Raw genomic sequence first — 25,684 nt, 5'->3', positions numbered from 1 at the left:
TGGACAGGATCAGACACTTGTGGCCACCGTGTTATGGCTGGCAGGGCGGGTTGTAGGGGCGATCGGGGACATACTTCTCCCACTCAGGAGGCGTGATCGGATCGCCGCTGGAGTTGCAGGTCAGTGCTGCAGCGGCGGTGGTGTCGGTGGTCCAGATCCATGCCTTCCGGTCGTCACCGCCGGCAGTCAGGAGGCGGGTGCCGGGCTGGTAGTCCACCGGGTATAAGGCTTGGCTTCCTGGGGTGAGGGTGGCGTAGAGGGTCGGGGCACGGTGTGGATGCAAGTTCCAGATCCAGACGGTGCCGTCAGTGCTCGCCACCGCCATCTCGGTTCCGTTGGTGGTGAAGGAGACCGAGTAGGCGTAGCCTTCCGGTCCGGTCAGCGGGGGGCCCAGCGGGCGAGGATGAGCCGGGCGGGCGATGTCGTAAAGCCGGACGGTGCTGTCGGCGAGGCCGATGGCGAGCTTGGTTCCGTCGGGGCTGAAGACGGCAGCGTAGACGTAGTGGTTGCCGGGTGCGAGCGGGAGGCCGACCGGGCGTGGGGATCGCGGGTTGTCGATATCCCACAGCCGGACGATCTTGTCCGCGCTGCCAGCGACCAGGAACTTGCCGTTGGGGCTGAAGGCGACCTGGAAGACAGTTCCGCCGAACGTGCCGACTGCTGGCAGGAGGGTCGGGTTCTTAGGGACCCGGATGTCCCACAGGCGGACGGTACCGTCGCGGCTGCCAGTGGCTAGCAGGGTGGCGTCAGGACTCAACGCGACGGACTCCACCTGGTTGGAGTGAGCCTTGATCGGGGGCCCGAGCGGGCGCGGTCGCGTTCGGTCGGTGACGTCCCACAGCTGAACGGTCCCAGAGCGACCGCGGGCCTCGGCGAGCAGCCGGTTGTTGGAGGCGAAGACTACGTTGCTGGAAAAGTTGTCGTGATTGGGCAGTGGGCGCCCGAGTAGGTGAGGTCGCTGTGGGTCGGTGACGTCAAAGAGCCGCAGGTCGGCACTGCCGATAGCCAGCGTGGTCCCGTCTAGGCTGAAGCGGGTGGTGCTTACGGTGGAGTTCATCCCTGCCAGAATCGGGGCGCGGACAGGCCAGAGCCGCGCGATGCCGTCGTTGGCGCCGGTGATCACCTCGCTTCCGTCAGGGCTGAACTTGACGGAGGTGACAGGTGAGGGGTGCGGCATCGTTGCAGTGACGCGGCGGCTTTGCAGATCGACCAACCGGAGCCCGGTGCTGGTGCCCGAGCCGCCGATCGCAAGGGTGGCGCCGTCCGGGGAGAACGCGAGAGCGTTAATCCAACTGGAGGCACCGCCGATCGCCTGCCCCGATCGAACTGGTCGGCGAGGGTCGGTGGTCGACCACAGATGGACCTGCTCATCGGCCCCGCCGGCGGCCAGGAGGTCGCCGCTGGGGCTGAAGGCTAACTGGCCTATCGCTTTGGTCGGCCCGTCCGCGCGGACCGGGCCGGCGGGATGGGAAGGGTCGCCGATATCCCATATCTCCACGTCACCGTCATCGGCTCCCACGGCCAAGTACTGGTTGCCGGGACGGAAGGCCACCGACTTGGCCGGCGCGGTGTCATTGACACGCAGTTTTCCACCCACCGGTCGCGGTCGGTTGCCGCTAATCGCCCAAATCTGAACGCTGCCTGGCACGGACTCGCCGGCCTTAGGCTCTGCGATAGCAGCGGCCATCATCGAGCCGTCAGGACTGAACACCACGGAGTACACCTTGGCGCCTAGGCCGGTCAGCGCCGGCAGCGCGGTTGGCGCCATCGGATCGCGGGTGTCCCACAGGCGCACGCTGCCGTCAGCACAGGAGGCGGCGAGCAAGTCCCCGCTCGGTGAGAACGCCAGTGCGTAGATCTTGACACATTTGGCGCTGGGCGGGTCCGGTCGCGGCCGAGGGTGAGCGGTGTCGGTGATGTCCCACAGGCGCACCGTGTTTTCGGCTGCGGCCGCGGCGATCTTACCGCTGGGGTGGATCCCGACTGCGTACATGATCCCCAAGTTGGCACCGCCCAGCATCCGGACTGCGGGGGGCATCGCGGTCGCGTCGATCAGCGCGGACCGTGCTTCGGTGGTTGGCGAGATGCGGTATGCGGCCAGCGCGAGTTGGCGGGCCAGCCCAGGGTCTCGGCTCCGCAATCCGCTCACCCTGCTGGCGAGTGTGCGCGATTGAGCCTGGTCTCGCTGCCGTTGAGCGGTCTCACTCTTATCCGAGATCACAAGCGTCAGGGCGACGTTCAACAGCAGCAGCACCCCCAGCAGCGCGACGGTCGACTTCAGGATGCGAGTGGCGCGGCGGGCCTGGCGGATGGCCGCGTCCAAGAACGTCTGTGACAACTTGTTGATGTCGGCGGGGTGGCTGTCCCGCCACTGCCGGGCGGCCTCCAGCCGCGTGCCCACGTACAGGTCGGCGGCGGGACGGTCGGCGGCATCCCAGGCGCGAGCGTCGTCGTTGAGTTGCTGTGCCGCCAATAGACCACCGCGGTCGGCGTCCAGCCAAGTCCGCAGTTGGGGCCAGGCCTCCATCAGCACCTCGTGGGTGATCTCCACGGTCTCCTCGTCGACAGTGAGCAGCCGCTGCGCCACGAAGCGATCCAGAACCTCCTCCAGATCGACGCCGCCCTCGATCTCCTCGAATAGCTGGTCCTGGGTCACCCGGCGGCGCGTGTCGGCGCCGGAACGATGCACAATCACCAAGCTGAGGAACAGACGCCGCGCTATCACCTGCTGCCCCGGCGAAAGAGCGGCGTAAACCTTCTCCGCGCTCGCCCGCACCGCGCCATCGACGCCGCCGACCGCGCGGTAGTTCTGCACGGTCATCTCTCGTCCGCCGCTCCGCTGCCAGGTCTCATGCAGCGCGTGCGACAGCAACGGCAAAGTGCCTGCCCTATGCCCGGCCCTGCCGTCCCGAGCCGAGACCTCCCGCAGCAACACTTCCACGAACCCAGTCGCCAGCTTGAGGCCCATGCGCTGTGCTGGCCTTTCGATCACCTCGGTGAGTTCGTCCTCATCCATCGGCCCGACCAGGACCGGTGCTCTCTTGCGAGTTAGTGCACGCAGTGAGCTGAGATGCATCGCTGAGTTGAGGAAATCCATCCGCACGCCAAGTACCGCCGCGACAGGTACTGGCCCGCAGGTCATCGCACGCAACACCTCAAGGAACGACTCCAACCCCGCCCCGCCGTCTTGACCAGAGTCCCCTGTAGCGATCATGGCCTGCTCGAACCGATCCACGATCACCACAACGCGACCCTGGGGCCCGGTGTCAGCGCACGCGCCGCTGGTCCGCGCGGCTTCGAGGCCGGTCATCGCGGCCACCCTCTGCATGACATTGGCGACGCTGTCACCGCCACCGCGCAGGTCACGGACGACCCGGTTCACATCGGCACGCAGCACGACAGCGACCGTCTCAGCCAGCCTGCCCAACAAATCCGGACCCGCGTTCATGAACAACACCACCTGGGGAGCTTCCCCACCCGACCCAGCCGACAGGGCGGGCAGCACGCCGGCCTTCAGCACCGATGACTTGCCGGCCCCCGAGGCACCCGCCAGTAGCACGGCCCCGCCACCAAGGCCCTGCACAACCCGCACCTCCTCAAGGATCTGCCGTACGAGGGCCTGCCGGCCGTAGAAGATCTCAGCGTCGGTGGCCTCATAGCTCTCCAGACCCCGGTACGGCTCTCCGCCGATCAACGGCCGCGGACGACCTCGCAGCTTGCGAGCGGTGGCGAGCCAGCGGTCCTGGTCATCCTTCGAGGTCACACCAAGCTCGCTCAACACGACCCGGAACGCCGGTTCACTATCCCTTCGCATCACCCTGCCCTTAAACCAGCCCTCGACCGTGCCATGCACGATCGGATGCCCCTTCTCCTGGCAGGCCTCCGCCAACGACCGCAGCGACCAGCCTCCGGCGGCACGCAACTCCTCCAGGGCACAGGCGAAGGTCTCCCGGTCAAAACAATCTTCAGGTGGCAACAGCGGACTGTTATCCAGCGGCTCGCGCACAGTGATCCTCACATCGTTCATGACCACGGACATCGCGAACGCTACTGCGCCTATCGGCAGGAAGGACGGCAAACTCCGTCCATTTACCGTCCAAGATTGCCACAACCCTCGCACTCGTGATGATCCCGACACAAAATCGAGTGCGATCACCTGAGTCGAGTCTTTGCAGCCACCCATAAACCGACATATGGGCAGATCCGAAAGGAACCCTATGGACATTGAGGCGCTAGCCAACATCGCATCCGCGATCATTGCCGTGATCAGCATCAGTACTGGCGCCCTGGCCGGACTGCGGAGTCGACGCCGGCCGCAAGCTACCCACCCCCCACATCCAGGAGCAGCCGAACCCCCTGCCCCTGCCCCTGCCCCTGCCCCGGGACCGCCCGCAGGCTGGGCACTGCGGCCGGTGTGGATACTTGAACCCGTAGCCGAGGCGAACCCGCTAGACGACACGAGCGAGGGCGCCGAGACTCCTGATCATCAGTGACACTTTGATCGACCCTCGGGCATTTTCTGCCGGGCGAATTCGCGTTTTCGAATCAGTGCCTCGACCCCTCACCCCAAGTTCACTCGCCCCGGGCCTCGGAACGAGGGATAAGCCACCAAGCGTCGGCGCCGAGAACGGCGGTGCGCTACTCATGGGGCGGCTCCCCTGCCCGCCCAGCACTCGATGCCCCACCAGCAGGGCACCGGAATACACCAGAAATGGATCACGGCCCTGGTGGATGATCGTTAGGGTGGTCGACGTTGACTAGCGGCGGTCCTGGGGGTGATCTCGATCGATCGGACCGCGTATCCAAGACACGGGAACCGCGGCGAACAGGGCGGGCGCGGCATCGCGCAGGTGCCGGTTGCACTCCGATTGGCCGGGCAGCCGCGGGAACAGGTGCCCGATCCTGCCCGGCGCCGTCCGCAGCCACCGCCGCTCGGAATCGCAGCCGAGCAGGACCTGGCCACGGCCACGCACACCAGCTCGGCGTCGTTGAGCACCCGGTCGGGGCCGCGTCGCCGCGGCCGGTCGGCCGACCGCAGGACGTGATCGTCCAGATGGACGTAGAGTGCGGTCAGAAGGGCGTCCAGGTTTGTCTTCACACACTGATCATGGGCGCCCTTCGTCATGCCCGCAGCGGTTCAGCAAACCCCCATCAACGATCTAACCGACGGTTGTCCGCCGCCGGCTTGTTCGCTCAGTTCGTTGCGACCAGCGGCCGAAGGGGGCGATTCCGATTCGGGCGTGACCGCGATGGGAGCGCCGCCGCCAGCTGGTCGTGGGAGAACCTGCGGTAGCCGACTCGTTTGCGGGTACCGGCGACGCCTTCATCAAGCCGTTGGCTTGCGCCACGGCTGAGCCCTCCCAGGCCACCTGTTGGCTGTGCTCCCCGCCGTTCAGGCGCCGCCAGACAGGATTCCGACGAGTGTCCCGTCAGCTCTCCGATCTCGTGGGGGCTCATCTTCGCGGCCCGCAGCAGCATGACGGCGGTGACCCGCAGAGCCCCGGCGTTCAGCACCATCAGGCTCACCCGAGCGTGACGACATCGTGCAGATCCAGGGCCATGCGGGTGCGCTCCCGGATCTTCGATCGGTCGGCCTCGACTAACCACCGTGGCCGCCCTGGTTTGCCGTTAGCTGAGCTTCACCACCGCAACTGTCCCTCTACCCTCCGCATGACCTGCTGTAAAGGGCTCGTTGGATGGCTCAGACCTCTTGACGAGACAGCTCCCGAGTGTGCAATGTTACATGGCATATCGGGGAGGTGGAGTGGAGCCAAGGCTCGGCGTCGTCATCGGCACCGCACTGCCGCTGCATGGCCTCAGGGTCGTTCAGCGCCAGCGCGCCAACCACTTTTCGCTCGATACTCGACGCGGGATGCGCCGATGCCCGCCCCAGCGGACCGCCGGGCGAAGACCACAGCCTGGCGGTCAACTGACGGCTGTCAGTGGCCGTGGCGAACCTCGACTTCTTCGATGGCGACCGGGTGATCCCCGGAGTCGCCGTGGACGGTGCCGCTGGCATAGGGCCGTTCTTCACCTGCTGATCGGCGACGATGACCCCGTCGGGTTCGCCTAAGCCGGGCGGCGGGAAGTGGATCACGGGGCAGGTGACTTCGTGCTTCCACGAGTACTAGACCACGCCGCTCCTGGCGACGAGAGCTAACGGCCACGTTTGGGTACCAAGTGCGCTGATTCGCCGGGCATCCGCCACGACTTGAGATCCGAGTTCGTGTCGGCGATCAAGCTCCCTGGACGCTGTGAGGCGATTCAGGAATGCCGTGCCCTGTTTTAACGGGCAGTGGATTTAGGACAACAGGAGGCGGTACGGGCCGTCACGGACGTGGCGGCCCACAAGGGAAGAGCGCTGGACGCACGGTTCCCGGTCGAGAACCCCGACAGGAACCGGACTCGAACGATCTCGGCCTGTCAGCTAATACCGGAAGGCCCAAGCCCGCCGGTCTCGGACGAGTATCCCACTCCATCAATTACGCGGTCAGGTGACCAGCGCCGTCCATCGGCGCCCCGCGAACGGCGCCTGGCCGGAGAACTTTGATCAGCCGCCTGACGAAGGAAGACCGATGAAGAAGTTCACAATGGGCGCCGTGCTCGCAGTCGCGTCCCTGGCGGTGTCCGCCTGCGGTCAGGGACTTCTCGGCTCGGACGATGCCGAGGACTCGGGCCCGATCACGATCGGCATGGCGATCCCGCTGTCGGGGTCCAGCGCCGACATCGGGCCCTACATGAAGAACGGCGCCCAGATGGCCGTCGACGAGATCAACGCCCGGGGCGGCGTCGGCAAGCGCAAGCTGCGGCTCCGGGTCGAGGACGACGCCTGCGACCCCAAGACCGCGGTGGCGGCGGCCAGCAAGCTGGTCGCAGCGAAGATCGCCGTCTCGGTGGGCGGTTACTGCTCGGGGGCGACGCTGCCGACCCTGCCGGTGTTCGACCGCGCCCGGATCCCGATGATCATTCCGGCGGCGAACTCCACCGAACTGGTCGCGCAGCGCCTCAAGCACGTCTTCCTGATCAACGGGACGGGCGACCAGCAGGCCGTCGCGGCGATGAACTGGATGACCAAGAGCGGGCCGAAGAAGGTCGCGGTCCTGCACGACAACACCTCCTACTCCAAGGACATCGCGCTGCGGACGGCAGCGGCGCTCGACAGGCCGGGCGGGCCCGACAAGGCGACCCTGGACGCCGTCAACCCCGGGGAGAGCGACTACTCCGCCAACATCGCCAACGTCCTGAAGACCCACCCGGACTTCATCTACTGGACCGGCTACTACCAGGAGGGCGGCCTCCTGCTGCGGCAGTTCCGGCAGGCCAGCTACACCGGCGGTTTCATGGTGGGAGACGGCTCGGTGGACGCCAAGCTCATCAAGATCGCGGGAGGGAAGGCGGCGGACGGCGTCTTCGCCACCATGACCCAGACCCCGGACACGATCGAGGGTGCAGGCGGCTGGATCAGCTCCTACAAGCAGAAGTTCGGCAGCGATCCGGGACCGTACTCCACCCAGTCCTACGACGCCGTGCGGGTGGCGGCCGAGGGCATCGCCAAGGCCGGCGGCACCGACGGCGACAAGATCGCGAAGCAACTGGAGGCCGTCAACGGCTTCCCGATCTTCACGGGGCCGCTGAAGTTCACCCCGCAGCACACGCTCGGCAACGGCGGCTTCGTGATCCTCGTTGTCAAGGGCGGCGCCTTCACGCTGCGCGACGACCTGAAGTAGGCGTCCATGGCACAGTTGATCTGGAACGGGTTGTTCGTCGGCTCGTTCTACGCGCTGGTCGCCCTCGGCTACAGCATGGTCTACGGGATCATCAAGCTGCTCAATTTCGCCCACGGCGACCTGTACATGCTCGGAGCCTTCACCGGGTTCGCGATGCTCGGCGCGATGGGCGGCCTGGTGCACTCCTCCTCGCTGGTCGCGCTGCTCGTCGTGCTGGTCCTCACCATGGTCACCACGGGGATCGCCGGGCTGGCGGTCGAGCGGGTGGCCTACCGCCCGCTGCGCGGCATGCCCCGGCTGTCGCTGCTGATCACCGCGGTCGGCGCGTCGTTCGCGCTGGAGTACGGCACCCGGATCGCGGCCGGTCCGAACCCGCGGGTCTACCCGGTGCGGTTGGACGGGGCGTCCTTCACCGTCCTGGGTGCACGCGTGACGGTGCAGCAGCTCCTGCTGATGGCCGTCTCGGTGGTGCTGATGGCGGGGCTCACCATGCTCATCGGGCGGACCCGGCAGGGCCGGGCGATGCGGGCCATCGCACTCGACCCGAAGGCGTGCCTGCTCATGGGCATCAACGTGGACGCCGTCATCGCCCGCACCTTCTTCATCGGCTCGGCGATGGCCGGGGCCGCGGGCGTGATGGCCGGCGGCTACTACGGAAAGATCGACTTTCTGATGGGGTTCATCATCGGCCTCAAGGCGTTCACCGCCGCCGTCATCGGCGGGATCGGGAACGTTCCCGGCACGATGCTGGGGGCAATCGTGCTGGGAATGCTCGAATCCTTCGGCACCCACTGGGTGGGCGGTCAGTGGCGGGACGTGTTCGCGTTCGGCTTCCTCATCCTCTTCCTCACCGTGCGGCCGACCGGGCTGCTCGGCGAGCGCGTCACGGAGCGCGTGTGATGGCGGCGCTTCCGGACCGCGCTGCGAAACGCCGCGCGGCGAGCGGCGTCTCGCGTCTGCTGGAGAGCCGCCACCTCGGCTGGGCCGGCCTCGCCGTGGGACTGGCCGCCCCGTTCGCGATCGCGACACCGTATGCGATGAACATCATGACGAGCGCAGTGATCTTCGTGATGCTCGCGGTCGGGCTGAACATCGTGGTCGGCTACTGCGGTCTGCTCGACCTCGGGTTCGCCGCGTTCTTCGCGGTCGGCGCCTACACCAGCGGCCTGCTGGCCACCCGGCTGAACTGGCCTCTGGTGGCGACCGTCCCCTTCGTCATCGTCGCCACCGTGATCGCCGGCATCGTCATCGGAGGCCCCACGCTCCGGCTGCGCAGCGACTATCTCGCAATCGTGACGCTCGGCTTCGGAGAGATCGTCCGGATCACCGCCAACAACCTGGAGGTCACCGGCGGGCCCTCGGGCATCTACGGAATCCCCGGCCTGTTCGGTGATCATGTCTCCGATCCGGTGGTGTTCTACTACGCAGCGCTGCTTATCGCCGCGGTGGCGGTGCTGCTCGCCGCCCGGCTGGGACGGTCCCGGCTCGGACGCGCGTGGCGGTTCGTCCGGGAGGACGAGGACGCCGCCGAGGCCATGGGCGTCCACACCTACCGGGTCAAGCTGGCGGCCTACATCGCCGGGGCGGTCTGGGGCGGGCTCGCGGGCGTGCTGTTCGCTGCGCAGCTGTCGGCGATCTCTCCGGCCAGTTTCACTTTCCTGCAGTCGGCCCTGGTGCTGATGGCGGTCGTGCTCGGCGGCATGGGCTCCACGCCCGGCGTCGTCCTCGGCGCGGTCGTGATCAGCCTGCTGCCCGAGATGCTTCGCGGGCTGGCCGACTACCGGTTCTTCGTGTTCGGAGTCCTGCTGATCGCGATGATGATCGGCCGTCCGCAGGGGCTCTGGCCGCACCGGTCACGCGAGACCGACCGCATGGCGGCCAGGTCGGAAGGAGCCTGATGCTCGACGTGCAGGATCTACAGTTGGCCTTCGGGGGCGTCCGGGCGGTCGACGGGCTCACCTTCCGCGTGGACGAGGGCGAGATCGTTTCGATCATCGGCCCGAACGGGGCGGGCAAGACCTCCGCCTTCAACTGCGTCACCGGCTTCTACAAGCCGACCGGTGGCCGGATCGCCCTAGACGGCGCCGACATCACCGGGCGGCGCCCGTCCGCGATCGCCGCCCGCGGCCTGTCGCGCACCTTCCAGAACCTCCGCGTCTTCGGCGACCTGTCGGTGCTGGACAACGTGCGAGCCGGGACCCACCTGTGGCTGCGGCAGCGGACGTTCGACGTGCTGCTGCACACCCCCCGCTACCGGCGCAGCGAGCAGCAGGCCACCGACGAGGCGCACAAGTGGCTCGACTTCGTCGGGCTCCGCGGGGATCGGACGGGCCTGGTGCGGCACCTTCCGTACGGGGAGCAGCGCCGGGTCGAGATCGCGCGGGCCCTGGCCCGCCGGCCGGCCCTGCTGCTGCTGGACGAGCCCGCCGCCGGGCTCAACCACGCGGAGAAGGCCGAGCTGCTCGGCCTGATCCGGCGGATCCGGGACCTCGGCATCGCGATAGCGCTCATCGAGCACGACATGGGCCTGGTCATGGAGGTCTCCGACCGCGTGGTGGTGCTCAACTACGGCAAGGAGATCGCCGACGGCACCCCAGCCCGGGTCCGCACCGACCCGGCGGTGATCGAGGCGTATCTCGGGCGCGATGCCGGCCCGGAGGAGACCGAGGAGGTGCGCGGTGCTCGAACTGACTGACCTGACAGTGAAGTACGGCGCGGTGACCGCGCTGAACGGCCTGTCGCTCACCGTCCGGAAAGGGGAGACGGTGGCGCTGCTGGGCAACAACGGCGCCGGCAAGACCACCACTCTGTCGGCCATCTCCGGCCTGGTCCGTCCATCCGGCGGCGACATCAGATATCAGGGACGGTCGGTGGCCGGGGCGCCGCCGTCGGAGATCGTGGCGCGCGGCCTGGTGCACGTCCCCGAGGGGCGGCGGATCTTCAGCACCCTGACGGTTCACGAGAACCTGCTGCTCGGCGGGTACCTGGTGCGGGACGGCCGCGGGCTGGCCAGGCGCATCGACCGGGTCTACGGGCTGCTCCCCCTGCTCGCCGAACGGCGCGGGCAGGAGGGCGGGACACTGTCCGGTGGCGAGCAGCAGATGCTGGCCATCGGCCGCGCCCTGGTCGCCGGGCCCGAACTGCTGATGCTGGACGAGCCGTCGATGGGACTCGCCCCCCTCGTCGTCGCGGCGGTCATGGAGGTCATCCACGATGTCGCCGCGGACGGGACGGCCGTCCTGCTGGTCGAACAGAACGCCAGAGCGGCGCTCCAGATCGCCCAGCGCGGCTACGTGATCGAGAACGGCCGCTGCACCCTGGAGCGATCAGCAGCTGAACTCTCCGTCGACCCGCGCGTCGTCGAAGCCTACCTCGGGGGTGACATGAGGCCACGCTGAGACGAGCGCTCCAACCGACTTTCACCGAAGCCGAGCGGGCCCCCGGGCGATCCTTGACCGGTCTCGCGGCGAGGTCGATCCTCCGGCCCGCACGGCCGGTCATTGCGGGAGGTCGGTGACCGCGTCAGCAATGGTGATGTGGTCCGCCCTGAAGATTCCCAGAAACTCCACGACCCGTCTTGGCGGCGCCACCAGTACTAGATCACCGCCGAGCGAGGCCGCGCGTTCCCAGCCGTCGACAAACGCACGCAGGCCTGCTGCGCCGCAGAAGCGAAGCCCTGACAGTTCCAGCGCGATCCGTGGCGGCGGATCCGTCCACGACGCGCCAGCCAAGTAGTCGACCAGTCGGGGAGCTGTGGCCACGTCCAGATCGCCCGACACCACCAGCACCCGCCACGATCCATGCCGCTGTGCGGCGACGTTCAGCACAGCAGTCACCACGATCACCCTCCTCCCCTTCCCGGTACCGTGCCGACGAGCCCGGTAAGCCCCTGCTGCCGTGCAGCACCCCCCGAACACCACGAGCAAGATCACACGGCAGTGAAGATCGCCGAGCAAGTCCTCATCCGGTCCAAGCCACCTGACGCCCTGCTGCAGCGGGGGGCGCCCGCCCGCACGCACTTCCCGGCCGGATCAGGCCGCTGATCTCGGCACCCAGGCTTGTTGTCAACATTTGCCCCTAGGCGACTGTCATCTCACATTTTACAGTGCAATTTCACATTGCATAGCGGACGGCGCGGCCGGATGCCGCGCCCACCCCCGTCCGCGAAGGAGGCACCCCCTATGGTCCGCCCCAAACGCAGAAGGGTCGCCGCGGCCGTCGCCGCGGCCGCCGCCCTGACCACGGCCTCAATGGCGGCGCCGGCGTACGCCGGCGCCCCCGATGACCGCGGCGCGCCCCCCGCCCCCACCCCGAACCACCGGTCCCAGGCCCAGATCCAGCAGGAGGCCAAGAACACCCTCGTCAAGCAGATCGCCAAGGACCACGGCGTATCGGCGGCCGAGGCGGGCCGCCGCGCCGACCGGCAGCCCGCGCAGTTCAAACTGGCCACCAAGATCGACAAGAAGCTCGGCGCAGCCTACGGCGGCGCCTGGATCGACCAGGCGCACGGCGGCAGGCTCACCGTCGCCGTCACCAAGAAGCACGCGGCGGCCAAAGCGCGGACCACTGCCACCGCCTCCGGTATGAACGACACCGCCACCACAACCGTCCGGTACAGCTTCCAGCACCTCCAGCAGGTGTCGGACTCCCTGGCCAAGCGTGTCGCCACCGCCAACAAGGGCGCCAAGGCCGGCCTGCAGACCGGCATCGTCACCTCCGGCAACACCGTGAAGCTAAGCAGCCTCAAGGGCGCCGCGCTCACCCCGGCCCAGCGCGACGTCATCGGCTGGGCGCGGCGCACGTTCGGCGGCGCCGTCCAGGTGTCGACCTACGCCCACAAGTCGGTGCCCCGCTACTGCTACGACGACTACGCCTGCGACCCGCCACTGCGGTCCGGCCTGGCCATCTTCACCGGCGGGGCGCGCTGCACCAGCGCGTTCATGACGTACTCGGGCAGCCGGTACTACATGCTCACCGCCGGCCACTGCGCCGAACTCGGCTACTACTGGGACGTGTCGACCTACAGCTACGGCTACCAGAACGTCGGCGGCGCCTCCAACTACACCTTCGGCTGGTACGGCGACTCCGCGATCGTCTCAATCGACAACCCGACCTGGTGGCAGCCCAAAGGCTGGGTCCTGCCCCAGACACGCGTCTACGGCAGCGAACGCGACTACGTCGGCGGATACGTCTGCAAGCAGGGCTCCACCACCGGCTACACCTGCGGGTCGATCACCGAGGTCAACGCCACCGTCTCCTACCCCAACCGCACACTGTCCGGCATGACCTGGAGCACCGCCTGCGACGGGCCCGGTGACAGCGGTAGCGGCGTCTTCTACGGCAACTACGCCCACGGCATCCTGAGCGGCGGCCCCAACTCCGGATGCGGAATGATCCACGAACCCATCGGCCGGGCCCTGTCCAGCATGGGCGTCTCCCTCCTCAGAGGCTGACCCGTCTAGGACGGGCGGGCGGTGCCGCGATGGGGGCGGTACCGCCCGCCCGCGCCACCACACCCCCACACAAGACACCACGACCATCCTGGTCACCGACACGACCGACAGAATCGACCGCTCTGCCTCAGGAGAGCTCGGGGAAGGACCCTGGCCAGGATGGATGCGCCGCCAGGCAACCCCAGCCTCGGCCACCGCGGCGAAGGCCTCGAGCCAGCCGGCGAGTTGTCAACGACCTGGACCATCGGCCATGGAGCTTCCTGTGCGCCCACATATGAAGAGGGGGTCTCACACGGCCGCGCCGGGGGAGGCGCGGCCGGGGATCGTGTCGTCCGATCTTGGGCTCCGATTGGTGCCGGATGAGCTGTGGGCGATTGTTGAGCCGTTGATCCCGGAGTTCACGCCGCGTTGGCAGGGTGGCGGGACGGTGCCGGTGGACGATCGGGAGGTGTTCACCGCGATCGTGTACGTGCTGACCAGCGGGCACGCGTGGCGGCATCTGCCGGATGAGTTCGGGGTGAGCGTGCCAACGGCCCATCGGCGGTTCACCGCATGGACCAGGGCAGGACTGTGGCCGCGAGTGCGCCATGCCGTGCAGGACGAGCACCGAGCGCAAGCGCAGGTGGACTGGGCGTCGACGATCGTGGACGCCGCCAAGGTCCGCGCGAAAAGGGGGCGCGCCGACCGGCCCCGATCCGGCCGATCATGGTAACGAAGGCAGCAAACTTCACGTGGCTGTCGCACGCCGCAGGGATGTCGCTGGGCCGCGGTCTCAGCGGCGCACGAGCAGGGGCCGACCCTGCTCGTCAACGATGACGCCGACGACGCTGACCGAGCGCCGCATGGCCGATCACCGGGTGGACCTCCGAGCAGGTAGCGCCACCCACAGGTCCGCGGATGAGCCGGCTCCAGTGGGCCTTGGAGGCATACCGCGCCGCCGAGCGGACCGGGTGCACCACGCCTGCTGGACGGCAGTCTGCAGCGAGATCTCCATGGGTCGCCTCCGGCAGCCCCCGAGCCCGATGCCTTAACCATGTCAAGCCAATGCTGATGGAATTGCCAGCGATCCGAACGCGCCGTGGGGCGTGTTGGCAGCGGCCGGTGACAATGCGTGCCGATAAGGCGGACCACTCCGCCGAGCACCGGGCCTGGCTGCGGCGACGGGATCGTGCCAACCCGCCATCGAGTCCGGCGAGTGCCAAGACCACCATGGCTGGGCCGTCAAACGAACGCTGGCCTGGCTGTTTGGCTACCAGCGGCCGACCGTCCGCTACGAACGCCAAGGCCACCTGTTCAACACCTTCCTCACCCCCGCCACCTCCATCACCTGCTACAAGAACTCACCAAGTTCCCCACGGGAGACACCCTTCTTAGAAAACTGTTCGTGAACTCCAGAACACAGATCCAGTTCCGGGGCCCGGCCGCACACGCCCGCCGAGGCGGCGGCGATATTCCAGGTGTGTGAATCGTGGCTGCGGAAGAAGACCAGCGCGCGGGTGCTCAGTGCACCGTTGCAGAGCTGCGGTGGGAGGCCGACGGTCACCGGCCCGCGCGTGGGGGCCCTGATGCTCGTGCCGGGATCCAGTTGCCGTGGAAGCCCGCGGGGATGCGCACGGGGAGGTGCACCTCGGCGATCGGGGGCGCGTCGAGGTCGGCGGCGTTCAGAATGGCCAGGTAACTCGTGCCGGCGCCACGGTCGTGGGCGAACGTCATCAGGTAGCCCTCGTTCTCGCCGGTTCCAGCCCGGGGCACGAAGACGGCTTCGCCGCAGGTGTGGCCTGCAGGCAGGCGGTGCGCAGCTCGTGTGCCACCGCTGGTGAGGTCGTAGGCGTAGATCTGCGACCGATCGGGTTCGGCGTCCAGGCTGAAGCTCGTCGTGTAGCCGTAACGGTGGGAGAGCCCGAGCATCGAGTCGGCCACCCGGGGGTATTCGCTGGGTGCGTCGTCGAGCGGCGCCTCGGCGACCGCGCCCGACCTCAGGTCCAGCGTCCAGCGGTACACGACCGGGAGCGCGCCCTCCAGGTCGTCGGCGCCGCTGCGCCACAAAGTGGGGACGCGGGTGCCGGTGACGGTGATCGTGTCGCCTTCGGGGTTCTCGTAGGCGTTCATGGTGTGCCACACGTAGCAGGAGGTGACGTCGAACCAGCGTACGGGCGCGTCGTTGACGGCCGTACGCGCCAGCACACCGAAACGGGCGCGGTGCCCCTCGTCCCAGCGCCACGGGGGCCCGCCTGCTGCGGCCTGGGCGGCGTCGAAGACGACCGGCAGGTCCATGAAGATCACATGGTGGCGGGTGATGGCGAAGTCGTGCATCATCGTCGCCCGCGGCACGTCCACGGCCCGCATTTGGACTATCTCGCCGGCGGCCGAAGCCCGGTAGTAGGTCAGGTACGGCGGGCGCAGCTGGTAGCCGAAGAACAGCAATTCTCCCGTGATCGGGCAGGTCTTCGGGTGCGCGGTCATCGGGGTCTGAAGGGCCCCGTCGAAGGTGTGCGCCCCGATCGTGGCGAGGTCGGGTGCCACCTCGTAGGGGAAGCCGCCCTCCTCCAACGCCAACAGGCGGCCCGCGTGCGTGACCAGGTGGGTGTTGGCGGTGGTGACACGGTAATCGATCCGGCCCGTCTCCCGGTCGAAGGCAAGGGCGAAGCGCGACTGGCCGGGGTGCTCGTACAGCGGCGTGCGCACATACCGGTTGCGATACCAGCGCGCCCTGCCGCCGTCGAGAGCGATGGCGTGGACCATGCCGTCACCCGAGAAGGAGTGCGGCGACCAGCCTGTACGCGGGTTGGGCCCGTTGCGGAGGAACTGCCCGCTCAGCTCGGCCGGGATCTCGCCGACGACCTTGGACGGCTCCAGGGTCACCTCTTCGGGAACCGGCGCGTTGTTGCCCGCCAGGTGCAGCGGCACGATTTCGGACACGTTGGAACTCCTGGAGGTAAGCGATGGAGACGCCGACAACCGTGCAGTAGAAACCTGCGGCACAACAGTCTTGTTCTTTCCGCCCGCCTCAGCCGCCCAACAAAAGCCCAGGTGAGAGCGGCGAAGATACCCGGGCAGGGCCGCAACAAATTGGATCTTGAAGATGTGATCGGCGGGTTTCGGGGTGCGAGGAGCGACCACGTTAGGAAGTCATCCGTGTTGGCGAGTCAGCGGTGGCAGATGAGTGTGGCGACGATGTCAGCGAAGGCAGGGGCCCCTGCTCGGGCGGGCCGAGCGCGCGCTGCCGAGGTTGCGGCCGAACGCCTCCCAGCGTACAGCGGCCACCTGCCGCTCAGCCCCTTCGTGGATCCCCCGATGCAGACAGGAGGCGTCGCCGTCGCCCCGGCCTGCCGCTTCGTGTGATGCGTCCACGGTCACCTTCTCTCGTCCTTCCGGCGCTTTGCCGTCGCGCGTACCTCCGCTTGCTGGACCGATACCGACAGATCATAGTACGATCGTTTTCACAACGACCGTTTTCATTTCGATAGCTTTGAGGAGTGTCGTGAGCGCCCGAACACGCACCAAGACCACCCCGCGCCCCTTACCCACGACTTGGGACCAGCGGCAAGGACGCGGCGCCCGGCTGGCGCAGGTGGATGCGCTGCGCGGCTTCGCGCTGCTCGGCATCCTGACGGTCAACATCACCTACATGGCCTCCGCCTATCACGGCACCGGCCTGGAGGACCCGGGCCTGGGCGGCCCGCTGAGCGAGGGTGTCCGCTGGCTAGTGGCGGTGCTCTTCGAGACGAAGTTCTTTCTGCTGTTCTCTTTCCTGTTCGGCTACAGCTTCACGCTGCAGCTCGACTCGGCCGAGCGACGCGGCGCCCGGTTCGCGCCACGCTTCCTGCGGCGCCTGACCGGGCTGTTCGTGATCGGCGTCATCCACGCCGTCGTCCTCTTCCCCGGCGATATCCTCACCCTGTACGCCGTCCTCGGCCTGATCCTCCTCGCGCTGCGCCGCATCCAGCCCCGCACCGCGGTACGGACCGCCGTCGCGCTGCTGGCGGTGACCGCCGTCGGATACGCGCTCCTTGCGCTCGCCGTCGCTCATGCCGGCGGGAGCGGTACGATTCCCGCGTCCACGGCATCCGCAGCGGCACAGGCGACCGAGGCCCTGCGGGGCGGGCCGGCATCGGTCATCCGCGCGCACCTCCAGGAGCTGCCGGACGTGGCAGCCCTGCTGCTCTTCTTCCAGGCGCCGTCCGTGCTCGCTGCCTTCCTGCTGGGCCTAGCGGCCGGACGCCGTGGCGCCCTCGCGGACACCGACCGGCACCGGCGGCTCCTGCGGCGGCTCCAGTGGGTCGGCTTCACGGCCGGGCTGCTGGGCGGCATCGTGTACGCGCACGCCAGCCTGAAACACGCCGAGTCGGCGCACCAGCTTTACGCCATGGGCCTCGACGTGATCACCGCTCCCCTGCTGGCCGCCGCCTACGCCGCGACCGTGCTCCGCCTGGTCCGCGGCCGTTGCGGCCAGGCAGTGGTAACCGCGCTCGCGCCGGCAGGCCGTATGTCGCTGACCAACTATCTCGGGCAGTCCCTGCTCTGCGCCCTGCTGTTCACCGGCTTCGGGGCCGCGTTGGTCGGCCGCGTCCCGCCCATTGGCGTCGCGGCGATCGCCCTGACCTTGTTCGCGGCGCAGGCAGTGGCCAGTCGATGGTGGCTGCGACACCACGCCTACGGCCCATTGGAATGGCTGCTGCGTGCCTGGACCACGCTGTCGACACCCCCGTGGCGCCTGCGCAGCGAGACACGGTCACCCCAGCCATAGTTCTTTTTCGTACCTTCACTTTCTTGATCTACTTCAAGAGGAAAGGCGCATCAGCATGTCCGGCACGAAAACAAAGATCGTTATTCGACAGAAAATGTCGAACCGAATTCTGGTGGCGGCCGGATTTCCTGCCCTGGGGGCGGTGGCCGGATGGCTGCTGAAGCTCCTGGCAAACTGGGCTGTTTCCTGGCCCTGGATTCCGTTGCCGGGGCCGCTCGAACTCATCAACAATGCGCCCGAACCGACAGCGACGCTGGTGAGCCTGCTGGTCGGGGCCCTGGCCGGTGGCGTCCTCGTACTCATGGCCGAATACGGCTACGTTACCGTCACCATCGAGGATGACCAGGTCACAACAGATCGCGGCGACTCCAGCCAGAGCGTTCCCCGGGCCATGATCCATGGGGTGTTCGCCGACGGCAGGCGGCTGGTGATACTCGGCGAGCGGGGCGAGGAGTTGGCCGTGGAAAGTAAGAACGAGGGCGCGGACCTGCCGTCGGTCAAGCAACTCAAGGAGGGCTTTCAAGAACACGGATATCCGTGGCTTACGGAGGGGGACCCCTACCGAGACGAATACAGGCGATGGGTCGAGGACATGCCGGGCCTGCCGGTCGGCGGCAACGCACTCCTCAAAGCGCGGGCCGAGGCACTGAAAAAGCAGGACGAGACGAACATCGCCGAACTGCGAACGGAACTGGCGAAGCTCGGCGTATTCGTACGCGATACGGACAAGAGGCAGTGGTGGCGTCATGTCCAGCCAGCGGATGACCAGAAGAGCAACCATCTCTGAGAAGACCATAGGGCGCTGCCAGCGGCCCTGAAGCGCAGCCCCGACCGGGAATACCTCGGCTGCGGCCACCTTTGGTCAAGTCCCCGCACAATGCGCCTCTCAGTCGCTACCCACTCCAACGCCACGTTGATCAGACCGGCCGGGTGTCTTTCGTCTGAGCCCGGCACGAATCGCCTCAGTCGCCACCGCCCTTACCCCGGCCGCCTAGAAGGTGACGCCCATCCGGGCGCGCATGAAACTGCGGTGCCGCTTGGCTGACCGCTCCGCGGCCAACTCCGTGCCCTCCGGCAGCCCGACCAGGCGTGAGTGTGCTCCTCAGCCACCGCCGGGACATCGGCCAACCTCGAAAAGCGCCCCAGCCGCTGATAGGGGGCCGGAGGAGATACGCACGAAACCGGCCATTCGAACACGCTGCGTTCTATCTGGCTACGGAAAGTGCCCAATCAAGGATAGCGATCTGTACTGATCGTGGGCGCGAGACGAGGGTAGCGTGTTGCCGACGATGTGATTGGCGGTGTGGTGGTGGCGCCGGTGTATCCGTGGTTCAAGCGGATTATCTCCGACCGCGGGTTGGCGCAGTCCCTCCCCCGGCTGATGCTGAGCTGAGATCGCGTGGGCGGCGAAGCGGACCCACGACCGTCCGGAGTCGCTCCTGACGCTGCTGAAGTCGTGTACCAGGCTGGACCATTTCCCGTGTCTAGCCGAGGCTCCGGTGCTGGTCGTTTGCCCATGTGCGTGCTGCGGTGGGCCTGCCGGAGGATGTCGTACCGGTAGCCGAGGAACGGGCGGAGAAGCGTACCGCGCCTGGATCCGGGAGTGACTGGGGCTGGCGTACGGCCCGGTCCGGGCCGCCCGGGCGGTTGCCACTGCCGCGACGGAGGAGGCGGCCCCGATCCGCGCCTCGGTGGGGACCTGGCGAACGTCGCACTGGAGGCCGTCCCGATCTCCCGCCCAGGCTGCCCCCATCCACTCCACCAACCTGGCGGGCCTCAGCCCCTACCGGCGCGAGAACGTACTCCGCCTCGGCGACTACACCACCGACCAGCTCCACATAGCCCCACCCGCCTACAACCCGACCTTGCGCGGTACCGCGGAACAGGCCGGCCAAGGAAACGAAGCGCCCCATGAGGCCCCGTGAGCTCGGAGCTTTCTGCTGCCCGCGAGACGCTGTCGGGGCGGGGAGCACCTGGACGCGTGTTGTATTTCGTACTTTCCCGAATTAGCCTTTGGCGCATGGAGGAGTCCGAGGCTCTCGACGAGCTCTTGCGCGCGCTGGCGAGCAGGCACAGGCGCCAGATCCTTCTCGGGATCTGGGAGACCGAGCGCGGGGCCGGAGAGCTGGCGGGCCTCCTCGGCCTCGCACCTGCCACCGTGTCGGAGCACCTGAAGGTGCTCCGCAAGACGGGCCTGGCCACAATGAGGGCCGAGGGCACCTTCCGGTTCTACCGAACCTGCCCGGAGCAGGTGCGGCACAGCGTCGTACTGATGGCACGAGCCTTCCCGGGCATGGAACAGCCGGCTGGGTTCGACACCTCCCCACCGGAAATCTGAGGAACGAATATGAACGAAGACAGGACGCACCGAGCGAACGCCGTGGTGCATTTCGATATCAGCGGCCCGCATGAGGAGGACCTGCACCGCTTCTACCGCGATCTGCTGGGCTGGCAGGTCAGCCCCCAGGGACCCGGCTACGCGCTGGTGCAGACGCCCGGCGGGCTAGGTGGAGCGATCAGCAATGCCCCGGCCGCAAGCGTCTGCATGGGCGTTGCCGTCCCCGACATCGAACAGGCCGTCGCCCGTGCCAGCGAACTGGGGAGCGATGTCGTGATGCCGCCCACAGACAACGGCTGGGTCACCAAGGCCCAGGTCAAAGACCCCGCCGGCAACCTGCTGACCCTGATCCAGACGTGAGTGCGAGCACCCAAAGCGGCGGCTACTCCAGCACGCCCCTGGCTCAGAAAATTGGCATCAAGCCCGGCCACACCATTCATCTGCTCCACCGCCCAGCCGGTTGGGCGATCCCGGATCTACCCGGGGGCTGCACAATAGCCGGTGGGAGCCCCTCAAAGGCGGACACGACGATCGCGTTCTACCGGTCGCTGAGCTCGCTGCGCTCCGACGCCTCAGGGATGGCGGCGGAGTTGGGCGACCAGGCGATGCTGTGGATCGCCTGGCCGCGGCGAGCGGCCGGTCACCAAAGCGACATCACGGAAAATCTGGTGCGTGACCTCTTCCTCCCTCACGGCATCGTCGACGTGAAGGTCGCCACGCTCGGCGAGGACTGGTCCGGGCTGAAGTTTGTCCGCCGACTGGAGAACCGAAAAAGGTCGTAATCCGACCGGGCAACCACCCCCGAACCCACGAGGACCATCACTCTGCGTACCCGATTGGCCTGCAGGATCCGCCGAACAGCACTCCTAGGGCCTTGGGAGGAGATACGGCGGAGGCGCCGTATCTCCTCTGACGCCGCGGCGGTGGTCGTAGTCGAGCTCGGGGGCAGGGTGCTTGCACAGCGGCGAAAGCCCAGACTTATCCGGTGGCAGCCAGGTGCTGGCTTCTTGGCCTTTCGGTGGTGCACGGCATCGCTCTTGCCCGAGGCTCGGGTGACGAGTGCCAATCGGCATAGGCGTCGGCCTGCGGGCGTTGGTGAATCGGTGGCGGTCGCCGCCGAACTAGATCCGGGTGGCGATGGCGGTCAACGGTCGGTCTCTTCCAAATACCGTCGCTGGTCCCGTAGGAACCCTGCGACGAACAGCGACCGGGGCGCGGCGATGGCGGTCATGTAGGTCTTGAAGGAGGAGTCCTCGATGTCCTTGCGCATCAGGGAGTGGGCGGCAGCCGGATAACGCAGGATCCGCAGTTGGCCCGGCGTGCGCAACCGCTGGCGATATCCGGCCTCGGTGTCTGCGACGTCGACGTTGATGTCGTGGCCCGCCAGGATCAGCAGCACCGGCACCCGCAGGGCGGCCAGGTCCGCGGACGCGTCCGAGGCGTAGTTCCTGGTGATGAACGTCCACCGGTCATTCGAGATGCCGCTCACATCGCCCCCCGCGGCCCGATACTGCTCATAGGTCTGGCCGTTGCTGAGTGCCCGGAGCATGCGGTCGCTCTGAGCGAGCTTGGACTTGACCTGGCTGGGTGCGGCGTTCCGTGCGCGGAGTTCGGCGAGCAGATGGTAGCGGCCTTGCCGGAGCCAGTTGATCGCGGGAGAGACGGCGATGAGGAATTTCACGTCGGACGACAGTCTCGCAGCCTTGGGCATGACCCAGCCCGCCTGGCTGCCGCCCCACAGCCCCATCCGGTTACGGTCGATGTCGGAGCGCCGCTTGGCCCACTCGATCGCCGCGACGGTCTCCTCCGCGCGGTGCTGCATACTCTGGTGCAGCCAGTTGCCAGGCGCTCCGCCGACGCCGGGCTTGTTCCAGGACAGCGAAGCATAGCCAGCCCTGGCCATTGTCTCCCAGATCGGACGGTAGAACCCGTCGTCGGTGGCGTCGACCGGTCCGTCACCGTGAACGAACACCACTAGCCCGTATGGCCCGTGACCATGCTTCGGCATCGCCAGGACCCCCCTCAGCGGGTGCTCGCCACCGGTGATCGTCATCTTCTCCTCCCTGAGGTCGTAATCATGCTGGTAGATCACCCAACCGCCGGCCCCGGCGATCACCACCAGCACGGTCAGCAGCGAGACCCGGATGAGCTTCCGCATGCCACCTCTTTCGTTCATTCTAGATACGATCGTAATGACAACGAACGCACTATGCTAGTTGTCATGCGGGAGATACCGGGCCGGTTGCTAGTGGAGGCGATGGTCCGCGCGGACGGGACCGTGGACTGCGGTGACCTCTACACGGTGGCGGGGCTGCTGGGGATGACCGACCAACAGGTGCGCCTGTCCATCAGGCGGCTGGTGGCCGACGGCCGTGTCGTCCAGGAGGGGCGCGGACGAAAGGCCACCCTGCGGGCGACCGCCGAGACATGGCGATCGATCGAGCCCGACATCGATTTCATGCGGCTCATGTACCAGCAGGACCACGGCAAGGCCCCCTGGGACGGGGTATGGCACCTGGTGGGATTCGCGATCCCGGAATCGACGCGTCCCGCGCGGGACGCGCTCCGGGAGGCGATCGTCTATCTAGGCGGCGCCGCCGTCCAGAGCGGCCTCTACGTATCGCCACACGCCTGGGAGGATCTGATTGAGGCCGAGGCCGCCAGGCTCGGGGTCACGGATCACCTCACCTTTCTCACCAGCCGCGACCTGTGCATCGGTACTGAAAGTGCCCCCCGGGCCCTCGCTGGGAGGCTCTGGATGCTGGACGAGATCGCCGAACGACACGTCCGTCTCATCGAGATCGCCGCAACGTACCTAACCCGGCTGCGGGCCGATCCACCGGAGACCGAACAACTGACCATCGCCATCGAACTGGCCGCCGAATTCACCCACGCCATGGAACCCGACCCCCTGCTGCCGCCAGAGCTGCTGCCACAGCCCTGGCCCGGGACAGAGGCCCGCGAACTCCTCGCGCAATGTTGGGCGCTACTGCTCAGCAAACCGCACCACAACGCACCGCGCCTTTTCGAGGTTTACACCGAGGCCGCACGATCAGTCACGGTCTGAACTGGCCTGGCCGCGTGGAACCGCCCTACGTCGTAGCTGTCCAACAGCTGGCTCCTGATGATCAAGATCGTCGCAAATCTCGATCTACCGGTCTCTCGTCGTCACTCACGCCCCCGAGACACAATCGGCCCGTAAGCTGCGGACTCAGCTTGAACTCTCCGCAATGGCCGGGATCTGCTGGGACAGGTCAGAAAGAGGTGGCGGATCGGGGAGCAAGGTGCCGAACGCGCACGAGGGTGTGGACCGTGTGTCCGCCTTGCTTTGTCGGTGTACTCGGCGACCGCGAGGCAGCCGTATTTGTGGTCGACGCCTCCGAGCTATAGAGGAGCCTGAGGTGCGGCCGGCGGGGCCAGGCCGGCAGGCTAGACCTTCTCGTTACGTCAACTTCTAAGGTCGCCGGGGTGAAACACATCACCCCTTCACCATCACCGACGTGCGCATCTTCGACGGCCGCGGAGTCCTCGAAGCCACACACGCGCGAATCGCCGACGACCGGATCGACGCCGTCGGCGACGCCTCCGTCCAGGGCGCGGACGACGTGCTGGTCGACGGACGCGGCGGGACGCTGCTGCCGGGACTCATCGACGCGCATGTCCATCTGCTGCCGGGATGTACGCAACTGGCCGCGGTGTTCGGTGTCACCACCCTGATCGACCAGTTCAGCAAGCCGGAGGTCATCGAGCCTGAGCGGGCGGCCGTCGGCGCGGCCGCGCGGGGCTCGGGTCCCGTCCGGGCTGACCTGTGCACTTCCAGTGTCGGGGCGACCGCGCCCGGAGGCCATCCCACGATGGCGTACGAGCCCCTGCCGTACGTCACCGGGCCGGCGGACGCGGCTTCCTTCGTCGAGGCGCGTCTGGAAGAGGGCGCGACACACCTCAAGGTCGTCCTCGACGACGGGTCGGGTTCCCTGCTGGACATCCCGACGTTGGACGCCGCGACCATTGAGGCGCTGGTACGCCGCGCGCACGAGCACGGGTTGCCCGTGGTCGCGCACGCCTCGACGTCCGCCGGCGCGGTCACGGTGGCCCGGTACGGTGTGGACGTGCTTGCGCACGCGCCGTTCGAACATGAGCGACGACCAGGTCACTGCGGTGGCCAGCGCGGGTTGCGCGCTGATCGCCACGCTGAGCGTGGTCGACGGCTCCCCCGGCCCCGACGGCGGCATGCCGCTGCTGGTTGCACCAGCGGGCTAATGGGGACGCCGACCCAGCGCGGTCGTGGAGCGGCGAGAGAGTATGGCATTGGCGTTTGTAGCCACGTTGCAGGTGCTGCCGGCGGATGTGGCGCGGTGCTGATCCGGCAGAGGTGCGGGGCTGGTCCGCGCGTGAGGTCGCCGATCTGCCTCACGGGCCCTGCGTCGTCAGCGGAAGGAGCCCGCTGAGGACCAGCAGGAGCGCGATGCCAGCCAGGGTGGCGACTCCGATGATCGTGAGAGTTCGTTTGTTCATTGGCGTTTCCTTTCACGCGTCGCGGGTGGTGAACAGGACCGCGCCCAGCAGCAGGGCGGCGCCGGCGTAGGCGGCCAGGACGCCGAGACCGGTCCATGGGCCGATGGGCAGGTCGCCTAGGTTGGTGGTCGACTGCACGGCCAGTCCGGCGGACATCGGTGCGTACCGCTCGATTCGGGTGTGCCAGCGTTCGTCGCCGATGAACTGGGCGAGCAGCGGAAAGAGGTAGAGCAGGCCCAGGACGGTGGTGAGGGCTGCGGCGGTGTGCCGGAGCGCGGTCGCGATGCCGAGGCTGAGCAGGGCGACGAGGGTGAGGTAGAGCACGGTACCGAATGCCGCGCGCAGGGCCGGCCCGCTGGTGACGGTGATGCCCTGGTCTCCCGCCAGGCTCCGGGCGGCGACCAGCGATCCGGTCACACTGGCCAGCGCGGCGCTGAGGACGGTCGCGATGACGGTCGCCGTCTTGGCGAGCAGGACCCTGGTCCGGCGCGGGGTGCAGGCCAGGGTGGTGGAGACCAGGCCGCTGGCGTATTCGTTGGTCATGGCCAGCACAGCGAGCACGACGATGGCGATCTGTCCGCAGTAGACGCCCGAGAGGCTGGCCGCTACCAGGTCGGACCCGGTCGTCAGGGCGACCGTCGCGGCGCCCAGCCCGATCGTTGACGTGGCGGCAGCCAGTAGCAGCCACGGGGTACTGCGTACCGTGTGCAGCTTCGTCCATTCGGCGCGCAGGATCATGCGTCGCGCCTGCGCAGCAGCCAATACCGATCCCGAGGGCGGCGGCGGCGTAACCGGCGAGTACGGCCACGCCGCTCCAGGGGTATCCGACGGACATGCCCGCGACCGGGGTCACCTCCAGCAGCCGGGTGCCGGCTGTCGCGGGCAGGGCAGGCGCGGCGATCTG

19 protein-coding genes and 1 pseudogene are annotated in these 25,684 nt (G+C 67.7%); 14 read left to right on the top strand and 6 right to left on the bottom strand.

Translation table 11 applies throughout. The features are described from left to right. Positions 1–31 precede the first annotated feature (31 nt). Together BJY14_RS38195 and BJY14_RS47980 are read right to left on the bottom strand one after the other, a co-directional pair. Positions 32–4,039, bottom strand: coding sequence for an NACHT and WD repeat domain-containing protein (locus BJY14_RS38195; RefSeq protein ID WP_179848048.1), 4,008 nt, complete (start codon positions 4,037–4,039; stop codon positions 32–34). A 778-nt stretch (positions 4,040–4,817) separates the two neighbouring features. Continuing rightward, positions 4,818–5,098, bottom strand: a pseudogene (locus BJY14_RS47980) (IS982 family transposase); the annotation flags it as partial. Between the two features lie 1,477 nt (positions 5,099–6,575). On the opposite strand from BJY14_RS47980, the gene BJY14_RS38190 reads away from it, so the two are divergent. The 5 genes from BJY14_RS38190 to BJY14_RS38170 are packed head-to-tail and all read left to right on the top strand — an operon-like array spanning position 6,576 to position 11,125. Further along, complete coding sequence (locus BJY14_RS38190; protein ID WP_179848047.1) at positions 6,576–7,727, top strand: branched-chain amino acid ABC transporter substrate-binding protein; 1,152 nt, start codon at positions 6,576–6,578, stop codon at positions 7,725–7,727. A 6-nt stretch (positions 7,728–7,733) separates the two neighbouring features. Continuing rightward, a complete protein-coding gene (locus BJY14_RS38185) occupies positions 7,734–8,627 on the top strand; it encodes a branched-chain amino acid ABC transporter permease (RefSeq protein WP_179848046.1) in 894 nt (297 codons plus the stop codon). Continuing rightward, the gene (locus tag BJY14_RS38180) at positions 8,627–9,625 is read left to right on the top strand and encodes a branched-chain amino acid ABC transporter permease (RefSeq protein WP_179848045.1); all 999 of its coding nucleotides are present in this window, start codon (positions 8,627–8,629) and stop codon (positions 9,623–9,625) included. The genes BJY14_RS38185 and BJY14_RS38180 overlap by 1 nt, the downstream gene beginning before the upstream one ends. Then, positions 9,625–10,422 (top strand): ABC transporter ATP-binding protein, encoded by a 798-nt coding sequence (locus BJY14_RS38175; protein ID WP_179848044.1) that lies wholly within the window; start codon positions 9,625–9,627, stop codon positions 10,420–10,422. The genes BJY14_RS38180 and BJY14_RS38175 overlap by 1 nt, the downstream gene beginning before the upstream one ends. Next, positions 10,406–11,125, top strand: coding sequence for an ABC transporter ATP-binding protein (locus BJY14_RS38170; protein WP_446678450.1), 720 nt, complete (start codon positions 10,406–10,408; stop codon positions 11,123–11,125). The genes BJY14_RS38175 and BJY14_RS38170 overlap by 17 nt, the downstream gene beginning before the upstream one ends. 99 nt (positions 11,126–11,224) lie before the next feature. Here the strand turns inward: BJY14_RS38170 and BJY14_RS38165 are convergent, their stop codons facing one another. Next, positions 11,225–11,566: an STAS domain-containing protein gene (locus tag BJY14_RS38165; RefSeq protein WP_218905772.1), complete on the bottom strand. Its 342-nt coding sequence runs from the start codon at positions 11,564–11,566 to the stop codon at positions 11,225–11,227. A 342-nt stretch (positions 11,567–11,908) separates the two neighbouring features. On the opposite strand from BJY14_RS38165, the gene BJY14_RS38160 reads away from it, so the two are divergent. Both BJY14_RS38160 and BJY14_RS38155 read left to right on the top strand, forming a co-directional pair. Continuing rightward, positions 11,909–13,180, top strand: a complete 1,272-nt coding sequence (locus tag BJY14_RS38160) for a S1 family peptidase (RefSeq protein ID WP_179848041.1) — start codon at positions 11,909–11,911, stop codon at positions 13,178–13,180. 352 nt (positions 13,181–13,532) lie between these two features. After that, complete coding sequence (locus tag BJY14_RS38155) at positions 13,533–13,892, top strand: transposase (protein WP_179848040.1); 360 nt, start codon at positions 13,533–13,535, stop codon at positions 13,890–13,892. An 827-nt stretch (positions 13,893–14,719) separates the two neighbouring features. Here the strand turns inward: BJY14_RS38155 and BJY14_RS38150 are convergent. Beyond that, entirely contained in the window at positions 14,720–16,099 is a 1,380-nt protein-coding gene (locus BJY14_RS38150; protein WP_218905771.1) for a carotenoid oxygenase family protein, read from the bottom strand. Positions 16,100–16,751: 652 nt separating this feature from the next. Between BJY14_RS38150 and BJY14_RS38145 the strand changes: the two genes are divergently transcribed. The 5 genes from BJY14_RS38145 to BJY14_RS38125 all read left to right on the top strand — a co-directional run bounded on the left by BJY14_RS38145 (position 16,752) and on the right by BJY14_RS38125 (position 21,047). Further along, positions 16,752–17,927 (top strand): DUF418 domain-containing protein, encoded by a 1,176-nt coding sequence (locus BJY14_RS38145; RefSeq protein WP_312879628.1) that lies wholly within the window; start codon positions 16,752–16,754, stop codon positions 17,925–17,927. A 55-nt stretch (positions 17,928–17,982) separates the two neighbouring features. Then, positions 17,983–18,714 carry a YqeB family protein gene (locus tag BJY14_RS38140; RefSeq protein ID WP_246396265.1) on the top strand — a complete coding sequence of 244 codons (732 nt, stop codon included), beginning with the start codon at positions 17,983–17,985 and terminating at the stop codon, positions 18,712–18,714. Between the two features lie 1,233 nt (positions 18,715–19,947). Beyond that, positions 19,948–20,265 carry an ArsR/SmtB family transcription factor gene (locus BJY14_RS38135; RefSeq protein ID WP_179848038.1) on the top strand — a complete coding sequence of 106 codons (318 nt, stop codon included), beginning with the start codon at positions 19,948–19,950 and terminating at the stop codon, positions 20,263–20,265. Positions 20,266–20,274: 9 nt separating this feature from the next. Beyond that, positions 20,275–20,625, top strand: coding sequence for a VOC family protein (locus BJY14_RS38130; RefSeq protein ID WP_179848037.1), 351 nt, complete (start codon positions 20,275–20,277; stop codon positions 20,623–20,625). After that, complete coding sequence (locus BJY14_RS38125; protein ID WP_179848036.1) at positions 20,622–21,047, top strand: DUF3052 domain-containing protein; 426 nt, start codon at positions 20,622–20,624, stop codon at positions 21,045–21,047. Before BJY14_RS38130 ends, BJY14_RS38125 begins: the two co-directional genes overlap by 4 nt. 362 nt (positions 21,048–21,409) lie before the next feature. Here the strand turns inward: BJY14_RS38125 and BJY14_RS38120 are convergent, their stop codons facing one another. Further along, entirely contained in the window at positions 21,410–22,423 is a 1,014-nt protein-coding gene (locus BJY14_RS38120; protein ID WP_179848035.1) for an alpha/beta hydrolase family protein, read from the bottom strand. 63 nt (positions 22,424–22,486) lie between these two features. Here BJY14_RS38120 and BJY14_RS38115 point away from each other — a divergent pair, with 63 nt between their 5' ends. After that, a complete protein-coding gene (locus tag BJY14_RS38115) occupies positions 22,487–23,332 on the top strand; it encodes a PaaX family transcriptional regulator C-terminal domain-containing protein (RefSeq protein WP_246396263.1) in 846 nt (281 codons plus the stop codon). 433 nt (positions 23,333–23,765) lie between these two features. Next, positions 23,766–24,713: an amidohydrolase family protein gene (locus BJY14_RS38110; RefSeq protein ID WP_179848034.1), complete on the top strand. Its 948-nt coding sequence runs from the start codon at positions 23,766–23,768 to the stop codon at positions 24,711–24,713. Positions 24,714–24,792: 79 nt separating this feature from the next. On the opposite strand, the gene BJY14_RS38105 is transcribed toward BJY14_RS38110, so the two are convergent. Beyond that, a complete protein-coding gene (locus tag BJY14_RS38105) occupies positions 24,793–25,518 on the bottom strand; it encodes an ABC transporter permease subunit (protein ID WP_179848033.1) in 726 nt (241 codons plus the stop codon). Positions 25,519–25,684 lie beyond the last annotated feature (166 nt).

This window comes from Actinomadura luteofluorescens (assembly GCF_013409365.1).
GTDB lineage: Bacteria > Actinomycetota > Actinomycetes > Streptosporangiales > Streptosporangiaceae > Spirillospora > Spirillospora luteofluorescens.
This window is presented reverse-complemented; position numbering and strand designations above follow the sequence as displayed.